Origin of the sequence: Streptomyces sp. NPDC051578 (genome assembly GCF_044454045.1) — a bacterium.
GTDB lineage: Bacteria > Actinomycetota > Actinomycetes > Streptomycetales > Streptomycetaceae > Streptomyces.
The window spans coordinates 107214-133367 of the sequence record NZ_JBITDH010000007.1; the positions used below are offsets into that span (position 1 = coordinate 107214).

At 72.7% G+C, this 26154-nt stretch carries 24 protein-coding genes; 13 read left to right on the forward strand and 11 right to left on the reverse strand.

Translation table 11 applies throughout. From position 1 onward, the window contains the following. Positions 1-43 precede the first annotated feature (43 nt). Positions 44-1642 carry a glycoside hydrolase family 26 protein gene (locus tag ACIA6C_RS25745; RefSeq protein ID WP_399279264.1) on the reverse strand — a complete coding sequence of 533 codons (1599 nt, stop codon included), beginning with the start codon at positions 1640-1642 and terminating at the stop codon, positions 44-46. 149 nt (positions 1643-1791) lie between these two features. On the opposite strand from ACIA6C_RS25745, the gene ACIA6C_RS25750 reads away from it, so the two are divergent. The 4 genes from ACIA6C_RS25750 to ACIA6C_RS25765 all read left to right on the forward strand — a co-directional run bounded on the left by ACIA6C_RS25750 (position 1792) and on the right by ACIA6C_RS25765 (position 7287). After that, a complete protein-coding gene (locus tag ACIA6C_RS25750) occupies positions 1792-3189 on the forward strand; it encodes an ATP-grasp domain-containing protein (protein ID WP_399279266.1) in 1398 nt (465 codons plus the stop codon). 138 nt (positions 3190-3327) lie between these two features. Then, a complete protein-coding gene (locus tag ACIA6C_RS25755) occupies positions 3328-4605 on the forward strand; it encodes an NAD(P)-binding domain-containing protein (protein ID WP_399279268.1) in 1278 nt (425 codons plus the stop codon). A 323-nt stretch (positions 4606-4928) separates the two neighbouring features. Then, on the forward strand, positions 4929-7037 hold the full coding sequence (locus ACIA6C_RS25760; RefSeq protein WP_399279271.1) for a SpoIIE family protein phosphatase: 2109 nt from the start codon (positions 4929-4931) through the stop codon (positions 7035-7037). Between the two features lie 82 nt (positions 7038-7119). After that, on the forward strand, positions 7120-7287 hold the full coding sequence (locus ACIA6C_RS25765) for a hypothetical protein (RefSeq protein ID WP_361137222.1): 168 nt from the start codon (positions 7120-7122) through the stop codon (positions 7285-7287). Positions 7288-7406: 119 nt separating this feature from the next. Here the strand turns inward: ACIA6C_RS25765 and ACIA6C_RS25770 are convergent, their stop codons facing one another. Beyond that, positions 7407-7859 carry a DUF6299 family protein gene (locus ACIA6C_RS25770; RefSeq protein ID WP_399279273.1) on the reverse strand — a complete coding sequence of 151 codons (453 nt, stop codon included), beginning with the start codon at positions 7857-7859 and terminating at the stop codon, positions 7407-7409. 161 nt (positions 7860-8020) lie between these two features. On the opposite strand from ACIA6C_RS25770, the gene ACIA6C_RS25775 reads away from it, so the two are divergent. Next, positions 8021-8635: a hypothetical protein gene (locus tag ACIA6C_RS25775; RefSeq protein WP_361137220.1), complete on the forward strand. Its 615-nt coding sequence runs from the start codon at positions 8021-8023 to the stop codon at positions 8633-8635. 68 nt (positions 8636-8703) lie between these two features. Continuing rightward, entirely contained in the window at positions 8704-9198 is a 495-nt protein-coding gene (locus ACIA6C_RS25780; protein ID WP_399279275.1) for a DUF5949 family protein, read from the forward strand. An 82-nt stretch (positions 9199-9280) separates the two neighbouring features. On the opposite strand, the gene ACIA6C_RS25785 is transcribed toward ACIA6C_RS25780, so the two are convergent. Next, complete coding sequence (locus ACIA6C_RS25785) at positions 9281-10534, reverse strand: cytochrome P450 (RefSeq protein WP_399279277.1); 1254 nt, start codon at positions 10532-10534, stop codon at positions 9281-9283. Positions 10535-10594: 60 nt separating this feature from the next. After that, positions 10595-11749, reverse strand: a complete 1155-nt coding sequence (locus tag ACIA6C_RS25790) for a low temperature requirement protein A (RefSeq protein WP_399279279.1) — start codon at positions 11747-11749, stop codon at positions 10595-10597. Positions 11750-11931: 182 nt separating this feature from the next. Here ACIA6C_RS25790 and ACIA6C_RS25795 point away from each other — a divergent pair, with 182 nt between their 5' ends. Then, positions 11932-12189 carry a hypothetical protein gene (locus tag ACIA6C_RS25795; protein WP_399279281.1) on the forward strand — a complete coding sequence of 86 codons (258 nt, stop codon included), beginning with the start codon at positions 11932-11934 and terminating at the stop codon, positions 12187-12189. Positions 12190-12199: 10 nt separating this feature from the next. Here ACIA6C_RS25795 and mscL read toward each other — a convergent pair whose 3' ends face one another. The 6 genes from mscL to ACIA6C_RS25825 all read right to left on the reverse strand — a co-directional run bounded on the left by mscL (position 12200) and on the right by ACIA6C_RS25825 (position 18203). Then, on the reverse strand, positions 12200-12739 hold the full coding sequence (gene mscL, locus ACIA6C_RS25800; protein ID WP_361137215.1) for a large conductance mechanosensitive channel protein MscL: 540 nt from the start codon (positions 12737-12739) through the stop codon (positions 12200-12202). 147 nt (positions 12740-12886) lie between these two features. Next, entirely contained in the window at positions 12887-13465 is a 579-nt protein-coding gene (locus ACIA6C_RS25805) for a hypothetical protein (protein WP_399279283.1), read from the reverse strand. 149 nt (positions 13466-13614) lie between these two features. Next, positions 13615-14448 (reverse strand): S-methyl-5'-thioadenosine phosphorylase, encoded by an 834-nt coding sequence (locus tag ACIA6C_RS25810; protein WP_361137213.1) that lies wholly within the window; start codon positions 14446-14448, stop codon positions 13615-13617. A 112-nt stretch (positions 14449-14560) separates the two neighbouring features. Further along, complete coding sequence (locus ACIA6C_RS25815) at positions 14561-14866, reverse strand: FmdB family zinc ribbon protein (protein WP_399279285.1); 306 nt, start codon at positions 14864-14866, stop codon at positions 14561-14563. 108 nt (positions 14867-14974) lie between these two features. After that, positions 14975-16273, reverse strand: a complete 1299-nt coding sequence (locus ACIA6C_RS25820) for an MFS transporter (protein ID WP_399279287.1) — start codon at positions 16271-16273, stop codon at positions 14975-14977. A gap of 439 nt (positions 16274-16712) precedes the next feature. After that, positions 16713-18203, reverse strand: a complete 1491-nt coding sequence (locus ACIA6C_RS25825; protein ID WP_399279289.1) for a potassium/proton antiporter — start codon at positions 18201-18203, stop codon at positions 16713-16715. Between the two features lie 248 nt (positions 18204-18451). Between ACIA6C_RS25825 and ACIA6C_RS25830 the strand changes: the two genes are divergently transcribed. After that, positions 18452-21310 (forward strand): penicillin acylase family protein, encoded by a 2859-nt coding sequence (locus ACIA6C_RS25830; protein WP_399279291.1) that lies wholly within the window; start codon positions 18452-18454, stop codon positions 21308-21310. Here the strand turns inward: ACIA6C_RS25830 and ACIA6C_RS25835 are convergent. Beyond that, a complete protein-coding gene (locus tag ACIA6C_RS25835; protein ID WP_399279293.1) occupies positions 21300-21920 on the reverse strand; it encodes a 5-formyltetrahydrofolate cyclo-ligase in 621 nt (206 codons plus the stop codon). The genes ACIA6C_RS25830 and ACIA6C_RS25835 overlap by 11 nt on opposite strands. 140 nt (positions 21921-22060) lie before the next feature. Here ACIA6C_RS25835 and galU point away from each other — a divergent pair, with 140 nt between their 5' ends. From galU to ACIA6C_RS25860, 5 genes are all read left to right on the forward strand, one after another. Then, on the forward strand, positions 22061-22963 hold the full coding sequence (galU, locus tag ACIA6C_RS25840) for a UTP--glucose-1-phosphate uridylyltransferase GalU (RefSeq protein ID WP_361137208.1): 903 nt from the start codon (positions 22061-22063) through the stop codon (positions 22961-22963). 4 nt (positions 22964-22967) lie between these two features. Continuing rightward, positions 22968-24305 carry a gephyrin-like molybdotransferase Glp gene (gene glp / locus ACIA6C_RS25845; protein WP_399279295.1) on the forward strand — a complete coding sequence of 446 codons (1338 nt, stop codon included), beginning with the start codon at positions 22968-22970 and terminating at the stop codon, positions 24303-24305. A 74-nt stretch (positions 24306-24379) separates the two neighbouring features. Beyond that, positions 24380-24892: a cyclic pyranopterin monophosphate synthase MoaC gene (gene moaC / locus ACIA6C_RS25850; protein ID WP_361137206.1), complete on the forward strand. Its 513-nt coding sequence runs from the start codon at positions 24380-24382 to the stop codon at positions 24890-24892. Positions 24893-24939: 47 nt separating this feature from the next. Further along, entirely contained in the window at positions 24940-25485 is a 546-nt protein-coding gene (locus tag ACIA6C_RS25855; protein ID WP_361137265.1) for a MogA/MoaB family molybdenum cofactor biosynthesis protein, read from the forward strand. A gap of 17 nt (positions 25486-25502) precedes the next feature. Beyond that, a complete protein-coding gene (locus ACIA6C_RS25860) occupies positions 25503-26141 on the forward strand; it encodes a GNAT family N-acetyltransferase (protein ID WP_399279297.1) in 639 nt (212 codons plus the stop codon). Positions 26142-26154: the final 13 nt, after the last annotated feature.

The window sequence follows — 26154 nt, forward strand, 5'->3', positions numbered from 1 at the left end:
GCGACCGGGCCGGTGGTGCCCCGGCCGGAGCCGGGGCCGGCGGCTAGAACGGCCAGAGCGAGCCCTTGCTCCAGTCGATCTTGATGCAGACCGCCTGGTTGCCGACGAGCTTGGACAGCCACTCGCCGAAGTTGATCGGCACGCACCACTGGGTGCTGTTCGTGCCGGGCGGCTCCGGCTTGGGCGGCACCACGGGCACGTTGGGCGCGACGGGAACCAGCGGGCTCGGCAGGACCGACGGGGCGGGTGTCGGCGTGGGTGTGGGCTCGGGCTTCGCCGTGGGGCTCGGCGTGGGCTCGGGTGTGACCGACGGGACGGGGACCGGGTCGGGGACGGGAACGACCGGGACGGCCGGCGGGACCGAGGGCCCCGCGGGGGTCGGATCCGGTGTGCTCGGCAGCGGGACCGGGGTCTCGGACGCCGGCGCCTGCGGACTGGGGATGGCGGGCGTGGGAGTGGGGGTCGGCGACGGGACCTGTGGGCTCGGCGCCACGGGTTCGGACGCGACGGGGGTCGGGAGGCCGGGGCTGGGCACGACCGGCGGCGTCGGGACCGCGGGTGGCGTGGGCACGACGGGCGGCGTCGGGACGACGGGCGGCGTCGGGACGACCGGTGGGGTCGGAACCACGGGCGTCGGGGTGACCGGGTCCGGCCTGTGCGGGGTCAGCGCGGCGCGGAAGGCCTGGGCCGACCGCGGGTTCGCCTTGCACTGCCACACGCCGTGCGGGCAGTAGTCCGTGATGGTGTGGTAGAGCGGCTTGTGCTCCTCGATCCACTTGAGCATGCGCCGCACGTACTCGGGATTGTCCCCGCGCCGGAACAGTCCCCACTCCGGGTACGAGATCGGCTTGCCGTGTGCTTTCGCGAAGTCGACGTGCTGCTGGAGCCCGTACGGCTGGCTGATCTGCTCGTCGAACGTCCGGCCGGGGGCCTGGTCGTACGAATCCATCCCGATGATGTCGACCACGTCGTCACCCGGGTAGCACCGGGTCCAGCCGATCGCGTCCGAACCCCGGTTCGGGGCGAAATCGAACTTGAACTTCTGTCCGGGCACGGAGCGCATGGTGTTGACGACGCGCCTCCAGTACGCCTTCCAGTGGTCCGGGTCGGGACCGCAGCGGTGGGTGTAGGTGGACCCGTTCATCTCCCACCCGAGCACGATGACGGTGTCCGGCACGCCCAGCTCCACCAGCCGCTCGGCGAGCCTGCGGAAGTGGCCGTCGAAATCGCCCCGGGCGCCCGCCCCGATCAGCCGGGCCACCTGCCAGTCCGGCACCCGGTCCTCGTTGCGGGCCTGCATGGGCACGTTGAGCACGAACATCCGGTCGTCCCGGGCCTGGCGCCACTCGGCCCAGTCCTCCAGGAAGTCGACGGAGCCCTCGATCCCGGCCCACCGGTCGCCGGGCAGATACGTGTGCCCGACCCGGATCTCCCTGCCGCCCAGCCAGCGCGACAGGTACGGGATCCGGGCGACACCGGGCGGCCCGTAGTCGAGGTAGGCGCCCATGGCGATGTCGGAGCCGGAACCGGAGTCGGCCGGCGGCCGCGGTTCGGGCGCCGCCAGGGCCGCGCCGGACGCGAGGAGTCCCGCCGTGACCGTACCGATGCAGGTGCTCGCCAGTCGGCGGTGTGGTCTGCGCATGGCATCTCCCGAGCTTCCTGAACCGGTGCGGTCACCAACGACGTTAGACATCACATCCGACGAATGGCCTGTCCGATGACCCATCAGTAGGCCATTCGCAGGTGCGTACCCTTCCCGCTTGGTCCGACTAGGTGAAAGACACCGCTGCCATGCACGCGTTCGCCAACCATGTGCCCGCTGTTCTGCTCAGACTCGATCGCAATCCGTTCCACCACGGAACCCTTGGCGCCGTCAGATCCCTTGGCCGCAAGGGCGTGGAGGTCCATGCCGTCGTCGAGGCCGGGGGAGGTCCCATGGGACGTTCGCGGTACCTGAGCGCCGCGCATCCGGGGCCCGAGGGAGGGCTGGATCCGGAGGCGCCGGAGGCGTTGCTGGAGTGCCTCGTCGGGGTGTCCGAGCGGATCGGGCGGCCGGCGGTGCTGGTCGCGATGGACGACCTGAGCGCCATCGCGGTGTCGCGGATGGCGCCGATGCTGACCGGGCGTTACCGGATCCCCCATCAGCCCGACGGACTGCCCGCCCGGGTCGCCGACAAGGCGGAGCTGTCCCGGCTGTGCGCGCGCTGGGACATCCCGCACCCGGAGACGGTGATCCCGGCGAGCGGGGCCGAGGCCGCGGAGGCGGCGTGGCGGCTGGGGCTGCCGGTGGTGGCGAAGTGGAGCCGGCCGTGGCTGCTGCCCGCGGGCGCCGGGCTGCGGAGCACCACGCTGCTGCACGGCGCCGCCGAGGCGCGGCGGCTCTACGAGCGCTCGGCGGAGGCGGGGAGCCCGCTGCTGCTCCAGCGGTTCCTGCCGGCCGGTACGGACACGGACTGGTTCTTCCACGGCGCCTTCGCCCGGGGCGGCCACCCGCTGCTCGTCGGCTCGGGCCGCAAGGAGCTGTCCTGGCCGGTGCGGACGGGGCTCACGGCGGTGGGGCGGTGGCTGCCGGACCCGGCGGTGGAGGAGGCGGGGCTGCGACTCGCCGAACGGCTCGGCTACCAGGGCATCTTGGACCTCGACTTCCGCCGCGACGAGCGGGGCTGCTTCCGGCTGGTGGACTTCAACCCGCGTCCCGGCGCGCAGTTCCGGCTGTTCACCGACGCGAGCGGGCTGGACGTCGTCCAGGCGATGTACATGGACCTGACGGGGCAACGGGTACCGGAGCCGTCGGGCGGTCCCGGCCGGGTGTTCCTCGCGGAGAACTACGCGCTGCTGGCGGCCGTACGGGGCCGCCGCCTGCCGTTCGGCCCGGGCGCCGGGCGGGATGCGGGGACGGCCGGCCCGGCCGCGCCGCGGGCCGGCCGGGTGGAGGCGGCCTGGTTCGCCGCCGACGACCTGGCGCCGTTCTTCGCGATGCTGGCCGCGTTCCTCGGGCGGGGTGCGGACAAGGGGGCGCGGGTGCTGCGCGGGGTGCCCGCGCGGGGCCGGCGCACCGCCCGGGCGGTGGTCCGCGCACCCCGTCAGCGGGGCCGGCAGGAGCCTGCGGCCGCTTCGGGCGGCCCGGCGAACCGGAGTGCCGCGCCGCCGGAGGCCCCGGCGGAACCGGACGAGCTGGTGACGCGGTGACCCGGTGACCCGGTGAGACCGCCGGACCTCCCGCGCCGCCCGCCGGGCCGCGCGGGGGCCTGCCGCGGCCGGGGCGAGGGCCGCACGCACGAGGGGGCGGCCGGGCATCCAGGGACTGGAAGGACAGCGATGACGCGGATGGACGATCTCGTGGTGGTCGGCGCGGGACCGTACGGGCTGTCGATCGCCGCGCACGCGGCGGCCGCCGGGCTCGGGGTACGGGTCCTGGGACGGCCCATGGCGTCCTGGCGGGACCACATGCCCGCGGGGATGTACCTCAAGTCGGAGCCCTGGTCCTCCAACCTGTCCGCGCCCGCGGGGCGGCACACCCTCGCCGACTACTGCGCCACCCGGGGGCTGGCCGCCGAGCACGGCAGCCCGCTGCCGATCCGCACGTTCAGCGCGTACGGGCTCTGGTTCGCCCGGCACGCCGGCGGTCCCGAGGTGGAGGAGGTGACCGTCACCGAGGTGGCCCCGCGCGGCGACGGGTTCGTGGTCAGGACGGCGGAGGGGCCGCCGCTGCTCACCCGTACGGTCGCCCTCGCCGTCGGGGTCATGCCGTTCGTGAACTTCCCCCGGGCGCTGCGCGACCTGCCGCCCGGCCACTACTCGCACAGCAGCGGCCACCGCGACCTCACACGGTTCGCCGGCCACGAGGTCGCCGTCCTCGGCGCCGGGCAGGCCGCCCTGGAGACCGCCGCGCTGCTCGCCGAGGCGGGGGCCCGGCCGTGCCTGGTGGCGCGGCGTCCGCGACTGCACTGGAACACCGTCCCGCAGCCGCTGGAGCGGCCCCTGACCCGCGCCCTGCGCGACCCGCACAGCGGTCTGGGCACCGGCTGGCGCAGCTGGGTGTGGTCGGAGCTGCCCTGGGCGGTACGGAGGCTGCCCGCGACCACCCGGGAGCGGATCGCAGCCACCGCGCTGGGGCCCGCCGGGGCGTGGTGGCTGAGGGACCGCTTCGAGCAGCGTGTGCCCGTGCTGCTCGGGCACCGCCTGCACCGGGCGGTCGCCGTCGGCGAGCGGACCCGGCTGGGGCTGACGACGGCGGCCGGGGAGTCCGTCGTCCTGGACGTCGCGCACGTCATCGCGGCGACCGGGTTCGCCCCGGAGCTGCGCCGGCTGGAGCTGCTGGACGCGGGGCTGCGGGCCGCGCTGGCGACGGTGGGCGACGGCGGCACGCCCCAGCTGGGGCCGCGTTTCGAGTCCTCGTGGCCCGGTCTGTTCTTCGCGGGGCTGCTGACCGCTCCCTCGTTCGGCCCTTCCATGCGATTCGTGCACGGCGCCGGCTTCACGGCGGGGAGACTGGTCAAGGGAGTCCTGGGGCGCCTCGGAGGCCGGGGCGCACTGCCGGGCTCCCCCGGCGGGACCAGGGTCGACCGGGCGCCCGCGGGGTATCCCAAGACGTATCTGCGGTGAGCGACGTCGGTGCGCGGAGAAGGGGTCGTGATGGGCGCGGAGCGAGCACAGGGCGGCGGCCGTGGCTGGGTACGCATTCCGGCGAGCCGCGGGGAGCAACACCCGGCCGGGCCCGCCGCAGGTCCCGGCCCCGGTCCCGGCCGCGGTTCCGGTCCCGGGTTCGGTTCCGGGTTCGGTTCCGGTTATGCGTCCGGCGAGCAGCACACGATCTACCTCGCCCTCCTCTCGCGCTGGCGAGAGGCCGGGCGGACCCTTCCGGGGCATCCTGACGAGGAGTGGGAGCGGCTCATCTCCCAGCAGTGCTGGCCAGGCCGTTAGGTGGTGTGAGTCTCTTGGCAGCGGCGGAGCGATCCGACGGACCCGGGCCGGACGGCCCGGAATCACGGGAGCCCCTGACCGGGCCCGGGGAACGGCTCGCCCTGAACGGCATGGGCAGCTTCGACTGGAACCTGGGCACCGGGGTGCTGGTGCTGGACGACGCCGGCCTGACCGTCTTCGACCTGGAGCGGGCGGAGTTCCACGACACCCCGGAGGGCCTCGGGCTGCGGATCCCGGCCGATGACAGCGCGCGCCTCGCGGACACCGTGCAGGGCGCCCTGGACGGCGGGGAGGATACGTACGGCGCGTACTTCACGGTGCGCCGGCGCGACGGCCGCGACCAGTGGACGCACACGCAGGGCCGGGTGCTGCGCGACTCGCGCGGCAGGCCCGTGCGGATCATCGGGATCGTCCGGGACGCGACGGCCGAACTCGCCCAGCTGACCGCCCTGCGGAAACTGGAGACGGCCCGCGCCCACCAGGCGACCATCGTGCAGCGCACCACGGAGGCCCTGTCGCGGGCGGTCACCGTCGACGATGTGACGGCCAGCCTGACCGGCGCGGGCGCACTGGAGCGGCTCGGCGCGGACGGGCTGGCGCTGGGGCTGGTCGAGAACGACGCCATCAAGATCATCGCGCTGAGCGGGGAGAGCCTGGAGATCCTCAGCGAGCGGCAGTTCACCCGGCTGGACGGTTCGCTGCCGCTCTCGCACGCCGTGGTCACCCGGCAGGCGCGCTTCGTCACCTCGCTCACCAGGCTCGCGGCCGAGTTCCCGCTGCTCGCCGACTACCTCGCCCGGATCCCGTACGACGCGGCCGCCTACCTCCCGCTGATCGCGCAGGCCAAGGCGATCGGCGGGCTGGTGCTGTTCTACCGGCGGCGCAGCGAGTTCAGCCCCGAGGAACGCAACCTGTGCCTGGGCCTGGCCGGCATCGTCGCCCAGTCGCTCCAGCGGGCCCTGCTCTTCGACCAGGAGCGGGAGTTCGCCACCGGCCTCCAGGCCGCCATGCTGCCGCGCCGCATCCCCGAGATCAGCGGCGGGGAGATCGCCGTGCGCTACCACTCGGCCTGGAGCGGGCGCGAGGTCGGCGGTGACTGGTACGACGTGATCGCGCTGCCGCGCGACCGGGTCGGCATCGTCGTGGGCGACGTGCAGGGCCACGACACGCACGCGGCGGCCATCATGGGCCAGCTGCGGATCGCGCTGCGGGCCTACGCCGGCGAGGGGCACCCCCCGTCCACCGTCCTCGCCAGGGCCTCCCGCTTCCTCGCCGAACTGGACACCGAACGCTTCGCGACCTGCATGTACGCGCAGGTGGACCTGGAGACGGGAGGCGTACGGGCGGTCCGCGCGGGCCACCTAGGGCCACTGATCCGGCACACCGACGGCCGAACCGGCTGGCCCAACGTGCGCGGCGGCCTGCCGCTCGGGCTGGCTTCGGTGTTCGAGCAGGAGGAGTTCCCCGAGACCCGCCTGGACCTGGTGCCCGGCGAGACGCTCGTGCTGTGCACCGACGGGCTCGTGGAGGAACCCGGGACCGCCATCACGCAGGGCATGGAGGCGCTCGCCCACGCGGTGCGCAGCGGTCCCGAGGACGCCGGGGCCCTCGCCGACCACCTCTCGGACCGGCTCTGGGAGCGCTGGGGCTCCGGGGACGACGTGGCCCTGCTGGTGCTGCGCCGGGCCCCCGACCCGGGCACGCACCGCGCCCCCCGGATCCACCAGTACATCCACCAGGCCGACCCGGAAGGCCTCTCGGAGGCCCGCTACGCCCTGCGGCAGGCGCTGCGCGACTGGGGCATGCCGGAGCTCGCCGACGACGTGGAGCTGGCGGCGGGGGAGCTGCTGGTCAACGCCCTGCTGCACACCGACGGCGGGGCGGTGCTGACGATGGAGGTGCTGCCCGAGCCGGTCCGGCGGATCCGGCTGTGGGTCAAGGACCGCTCCAGCGTGTGGCCGCGGCGGCGAACCCCGGGGGAGTCGGCGACCACCGGGCGCGGGCTGCTGCTGGTGGACGCGCTGGCCTCGCACTGGGGGGTGGAGTCCCGGGGCGAGGGGAAGGCCGTCTGGTGCGAGTTCGAGGCGACGGGCGCGCCCCGCGGCGTAACGTGACCGGAATGTCACGGGTTGTGCGGTCCGTGGTGCGGGGTGATGATGCGGCCATGGAACCGACGTGTGACGCGGGGACCCTGACGTGCGCCGCCTGAACGGGCGGGCCGCCACCGGGATCCTCGCCCTGCTCCTGCTGCTGGCCGGCGTCCCGGCCGTCGTGGACTGGACGACGGGCCGCCCGCACGCGGACCCGGGCTGCCAGACGGTCGCGTTCATGTCGATGACCGGCGTCGCACCCCACTGCCGCTGACGGCCCGCCACCCGCCGCTGCGCGCGGGTTCTCGCGGGAGACCCGGCCGCGGCCGTCCCGCCCGGTAGCGGCGGCTACCGGAGGGGCCGGCGCTATGCCTGCCGGGCTCGCGGTCCCGGTCACCGGTGGTCGACCACCTCGGCGCCGTGGACGTCCTCCGCCAGGGTGTCGACCGACTTCGGCATGATGCCGCCGGCCCGGTTGACCCGCTGGAGCCGCGCCTCGACGGCCGCCTCGCCGGCGTGCAGGCCGGGGGTCCAGGCGAGCCTGGCGTGGCTGTCCCACTCGTGCACCGCGCCGTCGCAGACGGGCTCCTCGTCCGCGTTGCCGCCGAGGCGGACGGAGTCCTGGACGACCACGGTCATCAGCTGGACCGCCCCCGCGGGTGACGGGTCGTTGCAGACGTACGTCCCGGAAAGGGTGATCGTGCCCTCCGGTGTGATGTGGGCGTACGGCCGTACGGAAATCGAATTTTCGTAAGAGGTGGCGGTGGCGGGGGTGGCGAATACCGCTGCGGCGGCCAGTGCGGAGAACAGGGGCAGGGCCATTCGGGGGCCGGTCAGGGCCATCATTCCTCCAGGTGGATGTGGGTGGCGGAATTCCGCCGGAACGCATTGTGCTGGCAGTCGGGCGCCGATGTGCTTCGCCGGCTCGTGTCGGTGTGTGCAATTTCCCGCCCGGCCGCGTGAAACTGGCCGGAATACATCCCCGAAGATCCCCGAAGGGATCCCGTATGCGCAGCCACTCCGCTTCCGCCCTCGCCGTCGCCGCCCTCCTGCCCTGTCTGCTGTTCGGTGCCACCGCCTGCCAGAGCGCGCCCGCCGGGGACGTCTCGGCCCCCGCGGCGGCGCCCGGCGTCCCGGTGGACGACGGTGCGCCCGGCGCCGGGGAGGATCCGGTCGGATCCGGCGCGCAGGGCCCGGCCGGAGCCTCGAAGGACGCTCATGTGGGTGAGTCCGTACGGGTGCGGGGGCGGCAGGTGGGCCGTCACCTCCAGGTGGTGCTGAACGCGTACGTGGACCCGGCCGTCAGCGTCGACAAGAACTTCGCGCCGGCCGCCGGGACGCGCTGGGTGGCCGCCTCGATGTCGTTCGTCAACGTGGGCGGCGCTTCGTACGGGGCGCTCGGGCGCATGTGGGCGTACGACAGCGCCGGCGGCCGGCACGCGGTGGTGCCCACCGGTGAGCTGACGACGGGCAAACCGCTCGTCTTCGATTCCCTCGCGGTCGGGGAACGGGCCGAAGGGTGGGTGGTGTTCGAAATTCCGGAAAAGGTGCGCGTCGTACGGCTCCAGTACCAGGACGCGAACATCCAGGCGAATTCCGGCGGGGGATTCTGGGCGGTCTAGCGGTGCCGTAGCCCGCGCGGGTGAAAGGCCGTGAAAGGGCCGTAGGAGAGAGCACTAAGGTGCGGCGCATGACTTCAACCCAAGCCGAAATCGACCGGTCCGAACTCGGCACCCTCTCGGTGCTCGCCTGGATCGGCGACCCTTCCGAAGGCCACGACATCCCCTACCTCCTCGCCTACACCCTCGGCGACGGCCCGAAGGGCAAGGAGGCCGGTGAGGCGGCCGCCCGCGGGCTGCTGGAGGAGATCGGGCTGCCCATCGGCGACGTGGTCATGGACGGCACCCGCAACCCCTCCACCTTCGCGGTGCAGATCGTGCTGGCGGGCAACCAGGTCGCGCTCACCCTGCCCGGCCTCAACGCCACCTGCACCGCCCCCGACGAGTGGGTGACGGCGGCGACCGAGAGCGGGCAGGCGTACTTCCTCTTCGCCACCACCGCCTGGCCCGAGGCCGTCCCGGGCCGGCCGGTGAGCCCCGAGGTGCTCCAGGCGTTCGCGGGCAACGAGGCCGTGCTGACCGGCAGCGCCCACTGCGTCATCACGGTGCAGAGCCTGCGCCGGTAGCCCGGCGCCCCCTTCTCCGGCCGCCGGGCCCCCAGCCCGCCCGGCGGCCGGTACCCGCCGACCGCTCGCGAACCGGCCCTGGTCAGGGCTGGTCGAAGGCGAACCGGAGCGAGCGGACCCGGTTGTCGAAGCTGGAGCCCGCCAGATCGGGCAGGCCCGCCGCGCGCAGCCCCACCGGCCGGGTCAGCAGTTCCCGGAACAGCGCCTTCATCTCCACCCGGGCCAGATGCGCACCCAGGCAGAAGTGCGGGCCGCCGCCACCGAACCCCAGGTGCGGGTTGGGCGAGCGGGTGATGTCGAAGGCGTCCGGGTCGGGGAACACCGCCTCGTCACGGTTGGCCGAGGCGTAGTACAGCACCACCTTGTCCCCCGGCCGGAACAGGTGGCCGCCCAGCCGGTGTTCGGCGTTCACCGTCCGGCGGAACTGGATGATCGGCGTCGAGTGGCGGATCATCTCGTCCACTGCCCCGTCGGCGTACGTCTCGAAATCGCCGAGCAGCAGCTCCCGTTGGCCCGGGAAGTCGGTGAGCAGGGTCAGGCCGTGGGTGATGGCGTTGCGGGTGGTCTCCACCCCGGCCACCATCAGCAGCGAGAAGAACGCGCCCAGCTGCCGCGCCCCGAGCGCCTGGCCGTCCACGTTCGCGCAGACCAGCGCGGAGATCAGGTCGTCCTGCGGGTTCCTGCGCCGCTCCCGCCCGATGCCCGCGACCATCCGCTGCATCCGGGCCAGCGCCCGCAGGCCCCGCCCGGGCATCCGCAGCCGCGCCGCCAGGCCGCGCTCGACCCCGATGTTCTCGGAGGCGTGGTTGACCCGGTCGGCGATCTCCGGCCGATAGTGCTCCGGGATGCCCATCATGTTGCAGATGACCTCCAGGGGCAGCCGGGAAGCCACCGCCGAGACGAACTCGTCGGGCCGGTGCGCCAGTACGTCGTCCACGATCCGCGCGGCCACCGCGTGGATGTCGGCCTCGGCGGCGGCCAGCAGCCGGGGCGTGAAGGCGCGCTGCACGATCTTCCGCAACTGCGCGTGGTCCGGCCCGTCCAGATTGACCATGGAGTCCCCGAACAGCGCCCGCACCCAGCGGGCCGGTTCCGGGGTGGTGACCCCGGGCGCGCTCGCGAACACCTTCGGCAGCCGGCTCGCCTCCTGCACGTCCGCGTGCCGCACGAGCGCCCAGTGGCCGCGGCCCCGGCCCTCGGGCACGAACACCGGGGCGTCGAGCGCCCGCAGCCGGGCGAAGGCGGCCAGGCGGTCCTCGGGGGGCAGTTGCCAGAAGGACGGATCGGCCAGCTCCTGCCCGGGCCGGTCCGCGTACCGCTGTGCCGGGACTGTCATGGCCCGCACCTTCTTCCTCGTCGTCGGCGCAGTCGCCGTGCCGCCCCCGACCGTCTGTACTCACGCACCAGAACGCGTCCGCTCGGCCAAGGTCACGCCCACCGCCACCGAGGCCGCCATGACCAGGCCGGACCACAGCACCGCGTACTCCCCGCTCCAGGAGCAGGCCAGGATCGCCAGCGCGGAGAGCGGCAGCAGCAGCTGCTGGGCCCTCGTGCGCTTGAAGTGGCGGGCGTGCAGGAACCAGACGGCCGCCAGGTACAGGGCGGTGGGTACCGTGACCGTCAGGTTCGCCGCCAGCTGTGAGATGTGGGCCTTGCCCACCGCCTGCTCGACCGCCACCTCCATCCCGGCTCCGACGGCGGCCGCCGCACCGAGGATCACGTAGTGCCCGTAACCCCACGGGATCGCCTGCCGGTTGTCGGACAGCCGCTCGTGCGCGGGGACCGCGAAGTAGATCCACCAGGCGGCGAAGACGATCAGCAGGCCGCCGGCCGCGATCGGCAGCAGCACGCCCAGCGCCTCCTGCTCGTCGAGGGCGGACTGCACGGCGACGGTGCTCGCCGAAACCGTCTCGCCGAGGACGATCAGTGTGAACAGGCCGTACCGCTCCACGATGTGGTGTGGGTGCCAGGTCGTCTGGTGACGCCGCTCGGCGATCACCGGGACGGAGAGTTCGGCCGCCACCAGCACGAGGAACAGCCAGCGCCGCGCACCCGCGGGAGCCGCGAGCAGGGCGATCCAACCCGCCTGGCACACCACCAGGCCGGCGGCGTAGACCAGCGCCGAGCGCCGGGCCGGGCCGCTCTCGCCCGCGGCGGCCCGCAACCACTGCGCCGTCAGCGCGATGCGCATCACCACGTAGCCGAGGACCGCCACGGTCCAGTCCTGGCTGTCGAAGGCGCGGGGCACCCCGGCCGCGTAGATCAGCACGCCGGCGATCTGCACGAGGGTCGCCACCCGGTACGGGATGTCGTCGCAGTCGTAGGCGGAGGCGAACCAGGAGAAGTTGAGCCAGGCCCAGAACACCCCGAAGAAGACGAAGAGGTAGCCGGTGATACCGGCGCCGATGTGCCCCTCGGCCAGTGCGTGGACCAGCCGCGCCCCGGCCTGGGCGACCGCGACGACGAAGCAGAGGTCGAAGAACAGCTCCAGCGGCGTCGCGGTCCGGTGCGCCTCGTCCGGGCGCCGGGCGGTCATAGGTACGTAGATCATGGCGCCCAGGACAGCAGCCGTGGGCCGGCCGGCACCCGAGGCGCGCGGACCCTCGGCGAAACGGGGTACCGCGCGCCGGCCCGCCGCGTCTGACGGTGCGCGCCGGTGGTTCCACGCCGCCAAGGGGGCGGGGGCCGGCGGCCGGCCGGTGGCTCGGGCGGGAGCGGCCGTACCCTGGGGGCATGAGCAGCGCCCCCGCCTCCGACCGCCAGGACCCCGCTGACCCGTCGGGCTCCCCCACGACCGGGCCCGGGGCCGCAGCCCCCACCGCGGCGGCGAAGCCGAAGCCGAAGCCGAAGCCCAAGCTCGACTTCGGTGACCCCCTGGACCAGCAGTCCTCGGACGACACGGACCGCGGCTGGGGCGAGCGGCCCCCCGCCGGCGGCAGCGCGGCCGACCTGGCCCGCTTCCTCGACGAGAAGCCCCCGCACCACGTCTGAGCGCCGGGGCTCAGATGGAGCCGTCGCGCCCCTGGCCGTAGCCCGGTGCCTGGCCGTAGCCCGGTCCCTGGGCGCCCTGGACGCCGGCCGGGCCGGAGCCCGTCCGCTGGGCGACCAGGTTGTCGCGGATCTCCTTGAGGACCTCCAGCTCGGTGATCTCCATGGTCTCCTGCACGCCTTCCCGGGCCTTGCGCCGCTCCTCCATCCTGGCCAGGTACTTCGCCATCGGCAGCACCATCAGGAAGTAGACGACCGCCGCGGTGATCAGGAAGGTCAGCGTGGCGTTCAGCACCGAACCCCACATGATGTTCACCCCGGTGGGGTCCCCCTTCGCGTCGACGCCGCACGGGGCCTTGAGGCAGGACGAGTAGACGTCCAGGTTCTTCGTGCCGAAGGCGCCCACCAGCGGACTGATGATCCCCTTCACCACGGAGTTCACGATGTTGGTGAACGCGGCGCCGATGACCACGGCCACCGCCAGGTCGACGACGTTGCCGCGCATCAGGAAGGCCTTGAAGCCCGCCAGGACGCTCTCGTTCTTCTTGCTCACGACTGAGCCTCATCTCGCATCTGCGGAACCATTCGCGGAACCGTCTACGGAACACGGAGCCAACGGTTGCGCAAACTACGGCAGCCGGGGCCCCGCCTGTCCAATCGAAGCCCGCCCCAAGACGGTGTGACGGGTCACCTGTCCGATTCAGCACAACGTCACCGCCAGCCGTGCCACACTGCCGGCGCCGACCAGGGCCCGCGCGGTCTCCCGGGGCACGGACAGGACCACCAGGGCCCCGCCGTCGCCCGGCGTCTTCTCCGGCTCCGGCACACGCGCGACCCGAGCCGCGGCCGCCACCACCCGGGGCGGCCCCGCGCGCTCCGCCGCCACCACGTCCACCCGGTCCCCGGGCCGCAGCAGCCGTACCGTCGCCGCGTCCGCGATGCGCACGGGGGCCGACACCATCCGCACCGCCGCGGGCGGTGGTGGTGCCTGCGGCGGCCCGGCCCCGCGGGAGGCCCGCGCCTGCGTCCCGCCGACCGCCAGCGCGGCCGCGGCCACGGCCAGCCCGGCCGCCCCGGCCCGCCGCCGGCGTCGCAGGGCGCGCCCGAGCCGGTCCCCGCCGCGCCCCACCCGCAGCGGCGGGAAGAGCGGTACGGCGCGCGCGCCGGAGCCCGCAGGAGAAGAGCAGGGGAGAGAGGAGAGCTGGGAGGAAGAGGAGAGCTGGGAGGAAGAGGAGAGCTGGGAGGAAGAGGAGAGCTGGGGGTAAGGGAACGCGGACATGCTGGACACCACCTGGCTGTGAGTTCGGTGTCCGGACCCGGCGTCCGGACCCCCCTCACGATCCGCCCCGACGCCCGATCCCGCTCACGCCTGTGGACGGTCCCCAGGTTGTGGACAACTGCGTCACCCCCCGGGGTGAACGCGGTGCGCTACGGCAGCTCGATGCCCAGGTCCCAGCCGTCGTGCGCGTGCGTGCAGAGGCAATCCCGGGACTCCGTCGGCGGCAGGGCCGCCACCGCGTCGAACAGGACCTCGCGCAGCCGCCCGACGTTCTCGCCGAACACCCGCAGCACCTCCGTGTGGGAGACGCCCTCGCCCGTCTCGGCGCCCGCGTCCAGGTCCGTCACCAGGGCCATCGACGTGTAGCACAGGCCCAGCTCCCGTGCGAGGACCGCCTCCGGGTGCCCGGTCATGCCGACCACCGACCACCCCATGGCCGCGTGGAAGAGCGACTCCGCGCGCGTCGAGAACCGGGGGCCCTCCACCACGACCATCGTGCCGCCGTCCACCGGCTCCCAGCCCCGCCCGCGCGCCGCGCCCATCGCCGCCGCCCGGCCGATCGGGCAGTACGGGTCGGCGAAGGTGGTGTGCACGACGTTGGGTACCGATCCGTCCGGCAGCGGCTCCCCGTCGAAGAAGGTCTGCGCGCGGGACTTCGTACGGTCCACCAGCTGGTCCGGCACCAGCAGCGTGCCCGGCCCGTACTCGGCCCGCAGGCCCCCGACCGCGCACGGCCCCAGCACCTGGCGCACGCCGACCGAGCGCAGCGCCCACAGGTTGGCCCGGTAGTTGATCTTGTGCGGAGGGACGGTGTGGCTGCGCCCGTGCCGCGGCAGGAACGCCACCGACCGGCCGGCCAGCTCGCCCAGGTACAGGGAGTCGCTGGGGGGCCCGTACGGGGTCTCCACCTGTATTTCGGAGACGTCCTCCAGGAAGGAGTAGAACCCCGAGCCGCCGATGACACCGATCTCTGCGTTCGCCATACGGTCACCCTAAGGGCTCTCCCGTCCTGCCCCGGCGGGCGCCTCGGCCGGGCACGCGCAAGGCCCCGCCGCCCAGGTGAGGGCGGCGGGGCCTTGCGGAAAAACGGACGGCTCAGGCGGCCGAGGTGGAGCTGCTGCTCGTGGTCGACGAGGACGAGGACGACGACGCGGCGGCCGGGGCGGCGGCGGTCGACGTCGTGGACGAAGCCGGCTTCGAAGCGGGCGTGCTGCTCGACGACGCACCACGGCTGTCGTTCCGGTAGAAACCGGAGCCCTTGAAGACGATGCCGACCGCAGAGAACACCTTCTTCAGGCGTCCGTCGCAGTTCGGGCACACGGTCAGTGCGTCATCGGTGAACTTCTGCACGGCCTCAAGGCCCTCACCGCACTCGGTGCACTGGTACTGGTAGGTCGGCACGAATTTCCTCCTGGCACTCTCACTCAATGAGTGCTAACGACGCTCCATGGTGACGTATTCCGGCGGAACAGTCCACCGATCTCGGCCGCGCGGTGACCGACACCACCCTCAGACGGTGCTGAGGTCCCGCTGCCGGTCCCGGTTATCCCGGGCCTGCGGGGTCTGCGAAGAGCTGACGATCCGGCCGCCCGCCTTCGGCGCGAGCCGCGCCCGCAGGGACAGCAGCGTGACCAGTGCCAGCGCCGTGGCGGCCGCCGGCACGAGGAACCCGTACGAGGACCCGTGCGCGTCCGTCAGACGGCCGGCCACGATCACGGCGACGGCCTGCCCGAAGGCGACCGCACCGGTCAGCCAGGTGAAGGCCTCGGTGCGGGCGTTCGCCGGGATCAGCGCCTCGATCATCGTGTAGCCGGTGATCAGGGCCGGGGCGATGCACAGACCGACGAGCAGGCCGATGGCGGCCAGCACCAGCATCGAGTCGGCGGTCCACAGCAGCGACGCGGCGGCGGTCAGCCCGATGTAGCCGAACAGCAGCCGGCGGCGCGGGCCGATCTTCCAGGCGATGGCGCCGCAGGCGATTCCGGCGAGCATGTTGCCCGCCGCGAAGACGCCGTACAGCAGGCCGTTCGCACCCGGGTTGCCCATCTCGCTGGAGAACGCGGCCATCGAGACCTGCATGCCGCCGAAGACGGCGCCGATCCCGAGGAAGGCGACGATCAGGACGCGCAGGCCCGGGAAGGACAGGGCCGAGGCCCGCTTGCCGCCGGTGGCGGCCTGGGCGTGCCCCTTGGGCTGGGTCGCGCGCTGGGCGGCGAAGAGCAGGCCGCCGAGCAGCGAGAGCGTGGCTTCGGTGATGAGGCCGGCCGAGGGGTGCAGGCCGGTGCACAGCGCGGTCGCGAGGACCGGGCCGACGACGAAGGTGAACTCGTCGGTGACGGACTCGAACGCGGCGGCGGTCGGCAGCAGCGGCGAGCCCTCCAGCTTGGCGGCCCAGCGGGCCCGGACCATCGGGCCGACCTGCGGCACCGAGGCGCCGGCCGGGATCGCGGCGGCCGCGAGGGCGAGGACGGGGGCGCCGAGCAGCGCGAGTGCCACCAGGGCGCTCACGGCGGCGGCGTGGACGAGCACGACCGGCAGCAGGACGGCGCTCTGGCCGTGCTTGTCGGTCAGGTTGCCCATCAGGGGGGCGCACAGCGCCATGGAGATGCCGGTGACGGCGGAGACGATGCCGGCGTCGGCGTAGGAGCCGGTGGTGTGCTGGACGAGCAGCAGGATGCTGATGGTCAGCATGCCGAACGGCAGGCGGGCGGCGAAGCCCGGGAGCAGGAAGCCGAGGGCGCCCGGAGTGCGCAGGAGCTGTCCGTAGCCGGGGCGGGCGGACGATTCGGTCGTGACCGCGGATGTCACGGCCTTGCCTTTCCGCTGCCTGGTAGAACTCCCCGTCTGCGGACGGTGCGTCACCTTGTGGGCGAGTCGCACCCGTACATGTGGGAGCCCCGAGAGCTGTCCTCTTGCGCAGAACCGAGTGATACCTGGGCGCCCACTGCGGGGGCCACGGCCGCTTTGCGGTCGCGCCAGCTCTGCGTCAGGCAGAGTTGGTTCGTTCTGGTGTGCCTTTATCGTACAGGCAGAGCGCCGCTTACGCCCTGTGATTCCGACGACAAGCAATGGGTTCACCTGCGATTAACTGGAAGTTCGCATTCCGCATGCCCCCAAAACAGGGCAGAGGGGCCCACGGAACCGCGAAATCACAGATTTAGAACGTTGCTCTAACGCTCCGCGCAGGCGATCGCGCAGGTGGTCGCCCAGGCCATCCGCGCCTCTTCCGGCCGTTCGCAGCCCCGCCTCAAGACCCGTTCGAGCCCGTCCCCAGCCACCCCGCGAGCTTGCCGCCCCGGGCGACCGCCCGCAGCCGCGCCTCCGCGGCGTCCCGGACCTGGTCCGTGGCCACCACCAGCAGCTCGTCCTGCCGGCGCAGCACCGTCGACGGCGCCGGTACGAAGCTCTTCCCGTCCCGGACCACCAGCGTCACCGACGCCCCTGCCGGGAGCCGCAGCTCGCCGACCTCCACGCCGTGCATCCGTGACGCCGGCGGTATGGCGAAGGACAGCAGGTGCCCGCGCAGCTTCTCCAGCGGCGCCGACTCGATGCCGAGGTCCGCCGCCGCCTCGTCCGTGTCGCCGAGCTTGAGCTTGCGGGCCAGCCACGGCAGGGTCGGGCCCTGGACCAGCGTGTAGACGACGACGAGCACGAAGACGATGTTGAAGACCCGGTCGCTGCCTTCGATCCCGGTCACCATCGGGATGGTGGCCAGGATGACGGGCACGGCGCCGCGCAGGCCCGCCCACGACATCAGGGCCTGTTCGGGCCAGGGGATCCGGAAGGGCAGCAGGCTGATGAAGACCTCCAGCGGCCGCGCCACCATCGTCAGCACCAGTCCGATGATCACCGCAGGCCAGAAGTCCCCCGCCAGCTCGTGCGGGGTCACCAGCAGGCCGAGCAGGACGAACATGCCGATCTGGGCGATCCAGCCGAGCCCGTCCGCGAACCCCCGGGTGGCGGGCCAGTGCGGCAGCTTCGCGTTCCCGAGGACCATCGCCGCCAGGTACACCGCGAGGAAGCCGGAGCCGTGCGCCATCGCGCCGGCCGCGTACGCGGTGATGGCGATGGCCATCACGGCGATCGGGTAGAGGCCCGAGGCGGGCAGAGCCACGTGCCGCAGGCCGTAGGCGCCCAGGAAGCCCACCGTCAGGCCGATGGCGATGCCGATGGCCAGTTCCAGCGCGATCTTGCCGAGCAGGACGTACCACTCGTCCACCGGGCCGACGGTCGCGAAGGACACCACCAGGATGACCACCGGGGCGTCGTTGAAGCCGGATTCCGCTTCCAGCACACCCGTCACGCGGGACGGCAGCGGCACCTTGCGCAGCACCGAGAAGACGGCCGCGGCGTCGGTCGAGGAGACGACCGCGCCGATCAGCAGGGCCTGGCGCCACTCCAGCCCGACCAGGTAGTGCGCCCCCGCCGCCGTGACCCCCACGCTGACCGCCACCCCGACGAGGGAGAGCGAGACCGCCGCCGGCAGGGCCGGTCTGATCTCTTTCCACTTGGTGCCCAGACCACCCTCGGCGAGGATCACGACGAGTGCGGCGTAGCCGATGACCTGGGTCAGCTCGGCGTTGTCGAACACGACGTTGCCTATGCCGTCCTGGCCTATCGCTATGCCTATGCCGAGGTAGATGAGCAGGCTGGGCAGACCGCTGCGCGAGGAGACGCGTACCGCCGCTACCGCGACGAGCAGCACGAGCGAGCAGACCAGCAGGAGCTCATTGAGCATGTGGACAGTCAGCGGGCGGCCCTTTCCCTCCATGTGCCCTGACGGATCGTTCCTCCGGAGGCACGTGCGACAAGTACTTCGTTACCTTACCTAATCTTTGACGGAGTCTTTACTCGACAACCACATTGTGAAACGCCCGCCCGCCCCTGTCCTACGGACCTCGACCCCTGGCGGATCATCGAGGGCGGTCCTGCGCCTATGGTGGCTTCCAGCAATCCCAGGACCACCCTGCCCCTCTAAGGACAGCGATGCCCGCCAACTCATCCGGCCCTTCCGTCAAGAAGAAGGGACGACGCGCACGTCTGATCGTGCTCGTCATGGTCCTGGCGCTCTTGGCGGGACTCGGCTACGGGGCGTACTGGAGCGTCGACGGCGTCCGTGCCTCCTATCCCCAGACCACCGGCTCCCTCAAGCTGCCCGGCCTCACCGGGACCGTCGAGGTCAAACGCGACGAGCACGGGATCCCGCAGCTCTACGCCGACAACGACGAGGACCTCTTCCGCGCGCAGGGCTTCGTCCACGCGCAGGACCGCTTCTGGGAGATGGACGTCCGCCGCCACATGACCTCCGGGCGGCTCTCCGAGATGTTCGGCTCCGGCCAGGTCGAGACCGACGCCTTCCTGCGCACGCTGGGCTGGCGCCAGGTCGCGCAGACCGAGTACGACACCAAGCTCTCACCGGAGACCAAGAAGTACCTCCAGGCGTACGCCGACGGGGTCAACGCCTACCTCAAGGGGAAGTCCGGCAAGGACCTCTCCGTGGAGCACGCGGCCCTCAAGCTGACCGGCGACTACACGCCGGAGCAGTGGACGCCGGTGGACTCGGTGGCCTGGCTCAAGGCGATGGCCTGGGACCTGCGCGGCAACATGCAGGACGAGATCGACCGTTCGCTGATGGCCGGCAAGCTCACGCCGCAGCAGATCGACGACCTCTACCCGCAGTACCCCTTCGACCGGAACAAGCCGATCGTCGAGGGCGGCGCCGTCTCCGGCGGCAAGTACGTCCCCCAGGGCACGGCGTCCGCGGGCTCGACGGGCACGGGCACCGGTACGGGCTCCACCGGAACGGCAACCGGCACCGGCACGGGCACCGGAACCGGCTCCCAGGCCGGCCCGAACGGCGGCATCACCACCGGCCTCGCCGACAACGCCTCCGCCCAGGGCGCGAGCGTCGGCCTGCGCACCCAGCTGTCCTCCCTGGCCAAGACCCTGGACGAGATCCCGGCCATCCTCGGCCCCAACGGCAGCGGCATCGGCTCGAACTCATGGGTCGTGGCGGGCAAGTACACGACCACCGGCAAGCCGCTGCTCGCGAACGACCCGCACCTCGCGCCCCAGTTGCCCTCCGTCTGGTACCAGATGGGCCTGCACTGCCGCGCGGTCTCGCCCCAGTGCCAGTACGACGTGGCCGGCTTCACCTTCTCCGGCATGCCGGGCGTGGTCATCGGCCACAACGCCGACATCGCCTGGGGCATGACCAACCTCGGCGCCGACGTCACGGACCTCTACCTGGAGCAGATCAAGCCCGAGGGCTACGTCTACGACAACAAGGTGGTCCCCTTCACGACCCGTGAAGAGGAGATCAAGGTCGCGGGCGGCAAGAGCAAGCGGATCACCGTCCGCACCACCAACAACGGCCCGCTGATCTCCGACCGCAGCGACGAGCTCGCCACCGTCGGCTCCCGCGCCCCGGTCCCCGGCTCCGCCCCCGACCGCGGCGACGGCTACGGCGTGGCCCTGCGCTGGACGGCGCTGGACCCGGGCAAGTCGATGGACGCCGTCTTCAAGCTCGACCGGGCCAAGGACTTCGCGGGCTTCCGCGCCGCCGCCCGCGACTTCGAGGTGCCGTCCCAGAACCTGATCTACGCCGACAACAAGGGCCCCAGCGGCAACATCGGCTACCAGGCCCCGGGCCGCATCCCGATCCGCCTCGGCGACGGCCGCATGCCGGCGCCCGGCTGGGACCCGAAGTACGCCTGGAAGGGCGGCAAGGACGGCGCGAGCGGCTACGTCCCGCAGGACGAGATGCCGTACGAGCTCAACCCGGCGCGCGGCTACATCGTGACGGCCAACCAGGCCGTCACCGAGAGCGGCACCGGCGCGGGCAAGTACCCGTACGTGCTGACCACCGACTGGGGTTACGGCGCCCGCAGCCAGCGGATCAACGACCTCATCGAGGCGAAGACCAAGGACAACGGCAAGATCTCCACCGATGACATGCGCACCATGCAGATGGACAACAGCAGCGAGATCGCCGCGCTGCTGACGCCGATGCTGGCCAAGATCCAGGTCTCCGACCCGGACGTGCGCTCGGCGCAGAAGCTGCTGGAGGACTGGAACTACACCCAGGAGCCCGACTCGGCGGCCGCCGCCTACTTCAACGCCGTGTGGCGCAACATCCTCAAGCGCGCGTTCGGCGACAAGATGCCGATGGAGCTGCGCGTCACCAACACCTGCATGAACGTCCAGGACAGCGGCAACGGGCCCGCCGACGACCTCGCCGCCATCGTCCGCGAGTGCGGGACCCGAGGCGCCGACACCGCGCAGCCCGACGGCGGCGACCGCTGGTTCGAGGTGGTCCGCCGCCTGGTCAAGGACGAGAAGTCGGCGTGGTGGAAGTCGCCCGGCACCGTGCGGGAGAAGCCGACCACGACCCGCGACGAGCTGTTCGCCCGGGCCATGAAGGACGCCCGCTGGGAGCTGACCGCCAAGCTCGGCAAGGACCAGTCGACCTGGAGCTGGGGCCGGCTGCACCAGCTGACCCTCAAGAACCAGACGATCGGCACCGAGGGTCCCGGCTTCATGCGCTGGCTGCTGAACCGCGGCCCGTGGAACCTCGGCGGCGGCGAGGCCACCGTCAACGCCACCGGCTGGAACGCCTCCAGCGGCTACGGCGTCACCTGGGTCCCGTCGATGCGGATGGTCGTCAACCTCAACGACCTCGACAAGTCCCGCTGGATCAACCTGACCGGCGCCTCGGGGCACGCGTACAACTCCCACTACACCGACCAGACCACGATGTGGGCCAAGGGCGAGCTGCTGGACTGGCCGTTCGGCAAGGAAGCCGTGGACAAGGCCACGGTCGACACCTTGACGCTCAAGCCGTAGGGCTCGGGGAGCCCCCGAGGCCTTCGAAGCGGACCACCCCCGAGGGGGTGGCCACCGCCCGGACGGGGTGGTCGTGCGGTTCCTCCGGGACCCGCGCGACCACCTCTTCGTCGTAGAGGAGCACCACCAGCGCCGGATGCGCCCCGGCGCGCTCAAGCCGCTCCAGCACCCTGTCGTACGAGCCCCCGCCGCGCCCGAGCCGCATGCCGCGCGCGTCGACGGCGAGTCCCGGCAGCAGGACGGCGTCCGCCCCGGTCACCGCCTCCGGGCCCAGCGGCGGACCGGACGGCTCCAGCAGCGCCATCTTCCCCGCGTGCGCGGTGGCGGTGAGGCTGTCCGGGCCCTCGTACACCGCCCAGTCGAGGTCGTTGTCGGGCAGGAGCAGCGGCAGCAGGACCCGCTTCCCGGCCGACCGCAGCGCGTCGAGCAGTTCGCGGGTGCCGGGTTCGGTGCCGACGGAGACGTACGCCGCGACCGTTGCCGCACCGGCCAGTTCGGGCAGTCCCGAGGCGGAGCGGGCGAGCGCGCGGGCCGCCGTACGGAGTGACTCGGGGGAGCGGGCGCGGCGGGCCGCGAGCAGCTCGCGGCGCAAGGCCGCCTTCTCGGCCACGCGGGCCGCCCTCTGGCCGGACGCGTCCGACTGGTTCCCTACCACAGCTGGATCAGATTTCCTTCCGAAACGGCACAGACCGGGATCTTCTCCCCGGAATCTGACCTGGCGTTTCTGCGTAACCCACTATCGTTCTGCGCATGAATCAGTTGCACCCCGTGATCAAGAAGGCCGTCATCCCGGCCGCGGGCCTCGGCACTCGCTTCCTTCCGGCGACCAAGGCAACCCCGAAGGAAATGCTTCCGGTCGTGGACAAGCCCGCCATCCAATACGTGGTCGAAGAGGCCGTCTCGGCGGGGCTCGACGACGTACTCATGATCACAGGACGTAACAAGCGCGCTCTCGAAGACCACTTCGACCGCAATTACGAACTGGAGTCCGCCCTCATCGCCAAGGGCGACGACGACCGGCTCAAGAAGGTCCAGGAGTCGAGCGACCTGGCCACCATGCACTACGTCCGCCAGGGCGACCCGCGCGGCCTCGGCCACGCCGTGCTGTGCGCCGAGCCGCACGTCGGCGACGAGCCCTTCGCGGTCCTGCTCGGCGACGACCTCATCGACCCCCGCGACCCGCTGCTGCGCCAGATGGTCGACGTCCACGCCCGCACCGGCGGCACCGTCATCGCCCTGATGGAGGTCGACCCTGCCAACGTGCACCTCTACGGCTGCGCCGCCGTCGAGTCGACGGACGAGCCGGACGTCGTACGGATCACCGGACTCGTCGAGAAGCCGGAGCCGGCGGACGCCCCCAGCAACTACGCGGTCATCGGACGCTATGTCCTCAACCCCGCGATCTTCGGCATACTTCGGGAGACCGAGCCGGGCCGCGGTAACGAGATCCAGCTGACCGACGCCCTGCAGAAGCTTGCCGCCGACGAGAGCGTGGGCGGCCCGGTGCACGGCGTGGTCTTCCGGGGCCGCCGCTACGACACCGGGGACCGCGGTGACTACCTGCGGGCCATCGTCCGACTCGCGTGCGAGCGGGAGGACCTGGGCCCCGAGTTCCGCACCTGGCTTCACCGTTACGTCACGGAGGAGATGTAGCACCTTGAGCAGCCCCGACGCACCGCAGGACACCGGCCCGCACCGTCTGTGGTCGGTGGACGAGCACCTCGCGGACGTCCTCGCCGCCGTCCGGCCGCTGGAGCCCATCGAGCTCCAGCTGCTCGACGCCCAGGGCTGCGTCCTGGTCGAGGACGTCACCGTGCCCGTCGCCCTGCCGCCCTTCGACAACAGCTCCATGGACGGCTACGCCGTCCGGGTGGCCGACGTCCAGGGGGCGAGCGAGGAGTTCCCCGCGGTGCTGACGGTGATCGGGGACGTCGCGGCGGGCAGCGGCGAGCTGCCCACCGTGGGCCCTGGCCAGGCCGCCCGCATCATGACCGGTGCCCCGCTGCCGCCCGGCGCGGAGGCCGTCGTACCGGTCGAGTGGACCGACGGCGGCACGGGGGGCGGCGCGGCCTCGGGGATGACCCCGGCCAGCGCCGCGCCCGAGGGCGCGGGCGGCGAGGTACGGGTGCACCGGGCCGCCGAGGCCCGGCAGCACGTCCGCTCGCGCGGCAGCGACGTACAGGCCGGTGACCTGGCACTGGCCGCCGGAACGGTGCTCGGTCCGCCGCAGATCGCGCTGCTCGCCGCCATCGGACGGGGCAGCGTACGGGTCCGGCCGCGGCCCCGGGTGGTCGTGCTGTCCACCGGCAGCGAGCTGGTCCAGCCGGGCGAGGCCCTGGGCGCCGGGTCAATCTACGACTCCAACAGCTTCGCGCTGGCCGCGGCCGCGCGGGACGCCGGCGCCATCGCCTACCGGGTCGGCGCCGTCGCGGACGACGCGGACACGCTGCGCGCCACCATCGAGGACCAGCTGGTCCGGGCCGACCTGCTGGTCACCACGGGCGGGGTCAGCGTCGGCGCGTACGACGTCGTCAAGGAGGCGCTGACGGCGGTCGCCACCGGCTCCGACGAGGTCGGCGGCGCCGGGATCGACTTCCGCAAGCTGGCCATGCAGCCGGGCAAGCCGCAGGGCTTCGGCACCATCGGCCCCGACCACACCCCGCTGCTGGCGCTGCCCGGCAACCCGGTGTCGTCCTACGTCTCCTTCGAGCTGTTCGTCCGCCCCGCCATCCGGGCGCTGAGGGGCCTGCCCGACGTCAGCCGTCCGGCCGTACGGGCCGTGCTCAAGGCGGACCGGGCGATCGGCTCCCCCGCCGGCCGCCGCCAGTTCCTGCGCGGTGCCTACGACGCGCACAGCGGAACCGTCAGCCCGGTCGGCGGATCGGGCTCCCACCTGATCGCCGCCCTGGCGCACGCGGACTCCCTGATGGTCGTACCGGAGGACGTCACGACGGTGGAGCCGGGGGCCGAGCTGGAAGTGGTCCTGCTCGGCTGAGGACCGGCCGGTGCGGGTAGCGTGTTGCACCACACAGGCCCCTCGCGGGCCCGGAGCGGGAGCGGCACGAACCTATGGCAGCGTTTTCCCGGGCGGAGAACCCCGGACCCCCTGAGCACGGCAGGCTGACGCACATCGACGAGGCCGGCGCCGCCCGGATGGTCGACGTCTCGGAGAAGGACGTCACCACCCGGACGGCCCGGGCCAGCGGGCGCGTCCTGGTCTCCCCCCGGGTGATCGAGCTGCTGCGGGGTGAGGGCGTACCCAAGGGCGACGCCCTCGCCACCGCGCGGATCGCCGGGATCATGGGGGCGAAGAAGACTCCCGACCTGATCCCGCTCTGCCACCCGCTGGCCGTCTCCGGGGTGAAGGTCGACCTGTCGGTCGCCGACGACGCGGTGGAGATCCTTGCCACGGTCAAGACGACCGACCGCACCGGCGTGGAGATGGAGGCGCTGACCGCGGTCGCCGTCGCCGGGCTGACCGTGATCGACATGGTCAAGGCCGTCGACAAGGGCGCCGTCATCACGGACGTCCGGGTGGAGGAGAAGACCGGCGGCAAGTCCGGCGACTGGAGCCGGGCGTGAACGCCCCGCGCGGCGGTGAGGCGTTCAGCCACAGCCACGTCCCCCCGGTGCAGGGTCAGGCGTGGACGGCCGGACCGGCCGCCGGGGAGCCGGTACGCACCCCGCGCGCCCTGGTCGTCACCGCCTCGAACCGCGCCTCGGCGGGCGTGTACGCCGACAAGGGCGGCCCGCTGCTGGCGGAGGGCCTCGGCCGGCTCGGCTTCGCCGTGGACGGGCCGCGCGTGGTGCCGGACGGGGACCCCGTGGAGGAGGCGCTGCGCGAGGGCGTCGCCGCCGGGTACGACGTCATCCTGACCACCGGCGGCACCGGCATCTCGCCGACCGACCGCACCCCGGACGCCACCGCGCGGGTACTGGACTACGAGGTCCCCGGCATCCCGCAGGCCATCCGCGCCGAGGGCCTGGCGAAGGTGCCGACGGCCGCGCTGTCCCGGGGCCTGGCGGGCGTGGCGGGCCACACCCTGATCGTCAACCTGCCCGGCTCGACGGGCGGGGTGCGCGACGGCCTCGCGGTGCTGGAGCGGATCCTGCCGCACGCCGTCGACCAGATCCGGGGCGGCGATCACCCCAGACCTTCCGGGAGCGCGAGCTGAACGGCCCTTCCTGGCCCGTGGTGCTGACGGACGGTGATGTCACGCTCAGGCCGATAAAGCTGCGGGACCAGCGCGCGTGGCGCGAGGTCAACCGCCGCAACCGGGACTGGCTGCGGCCGTGGGAGGCCACGATCCCGCCGCCCGCGCCGTGGGGGCCGGTCGTCCACCGGCCGACGTACCGCCAGATGGTCCGCCATCTGCGGGCGGAGGCGAACGCGGGGCGGATGCTGCCGTTCGTCATCGAGTACCAGGGGCGGCTGGTAGGCCAGTTGACGGTCGCGGGGATCACCTGGGGCTCGATGTGCGCGGGTCACGTGGGCTACTGGGTGGACCGGGACGTCGCGGGGCGCGGGGTGATGCCGACGGCCGTCGCGCTCGCGGTGGACCACTGCTTCACGAAGGTCGGACTGCACCGGATCGAGGTGTGCATCCGGCCGGAGAACGGGCCGAGCCGGCGGGTGGTGGAGAAGCTCGGGTTCCGCGAGGAGGGCTTGCGGCCGCGCTACCTCCACATCGACGGTGCCTGGCGGGACCACCTGGTCTTCGCGCTCACGGCGGAGGAGGTCCCCGAGGGGCTGCTGCGCCGCTGGCACCGCAGGGCGGGGGCGCGTCACGGGGACGGACCCACGGGGACCGGGGGCGTCCCGAATTCATAAAATCGCAAAAGCG

Bases quoted from the DNA above. Each gene is read 5' to 3' on its own strand.
- ACIA6C_RS25745 (WP_399279264.1), bottom strand. From the start codon at position 1,642: ATGCGCAGACCACACCGCCGACTGGCGAGCACCTGCATCGGTACGGTC.
- ACIA6C_RS25750 (WP_399279266.1), top strand. From the start codon at position 1,792: ATGCACGCGTTCGCCAACCATGTGCCCGCTGTTCTGCTCAGACTCGAT.
- ACIA6C_RS25755 (WP_399279268.1), top strand. From the start codon at position 3,328: ATGGACGATCTCGTGGTGGTCGGCGCGGGACCGTACGGGCTGTCGATC.
- ACIA6C_RS25770 (WP_399279273.1), bottom strand. From the start codon at position 7,859: ATGATGGCCCTGACCGGCCCCCGAATGGCCCTGCCCCTGTTCTCCGCA.
- ACIA6C_RS25775 (WP_361137220.1), top strand. From the start codon at position 8,021: ATGCGCAGCCACTCCGCTTCCGCCCTCGCCGTCGCCGCCCTCCTGCCC.
- ACIA6C_RS25780 (WP_399279275.1), top strand. From the start codon at position 8,704: ATGACTTCAACCCAAGCCGAAATCGACCGGTCCGAACTCGGCACCCTC.
- ACIA6C_RS25785 (WP_399279277.1), bottom strand. From the start codon at position 10,534: ATGACAGTCCCGGCACAGCGGTACGCGGACCGGCCCGGGCAGGAGCTG.
- ACIA6C_RS25790 (WP_399279279.1), bottom strand. From the start codon at position 11,749: ATGATCTACGTACCTATGACCGCCCGGCGCCCGGACGAGGCGCACCGG.
- ACIA6C_RS25795 (WP_399279281.1), top strand. From the start codon at position 11,932: ATGAGCAGCGCCCCCGCCTCCGACCGCCAGGACCCCGCTGACCCGTCG.
- ACIA6C_RS25805 (WP_399279283.1), bottom strand. From the start codon at position 13,465: ATGTCCGCGTTCCCTTACCCCCAGCTCTCCTCTTCCTCCCAGCTCTCC.
- ACIA6C_RS25810 (WP_361137213.1), bottom strand. From the start codon at position 14,448: ATGGCGAACGCAGAGATCGGTGTCATCGGCGGCTCGGGGTTCTACTCC.
- ACIA6C_RS25825 (WP_399279289.1), bottom strand. From the start codon at position 18,203: ATGCTCAATGAGCTCCTGCTGGTCTGCTCGCTCGTGCTGCTCGTCGCG.
- ACIA6C_RS25830 (WP_399279291.1), top strand. From the start codon at position 18,452: ATGCCCGCCAACTCATCCGGCCCTTCCGTCAAGAAGAAGGGACGACGC.
- galU (WP_361137208.1), top strand. From the start codon at position 22,061: ATGAATCAGTTGCACCCCGTGATCAAGAAGGCCGTCATCCCGGCCGCG.
- moaC (WP_361137206.1), top strand. From the start codon at position 24,380: ATGGCAGCGTTTTCCCGGGCGGAGAACCCCGGACCCCCTGAGCACGGC.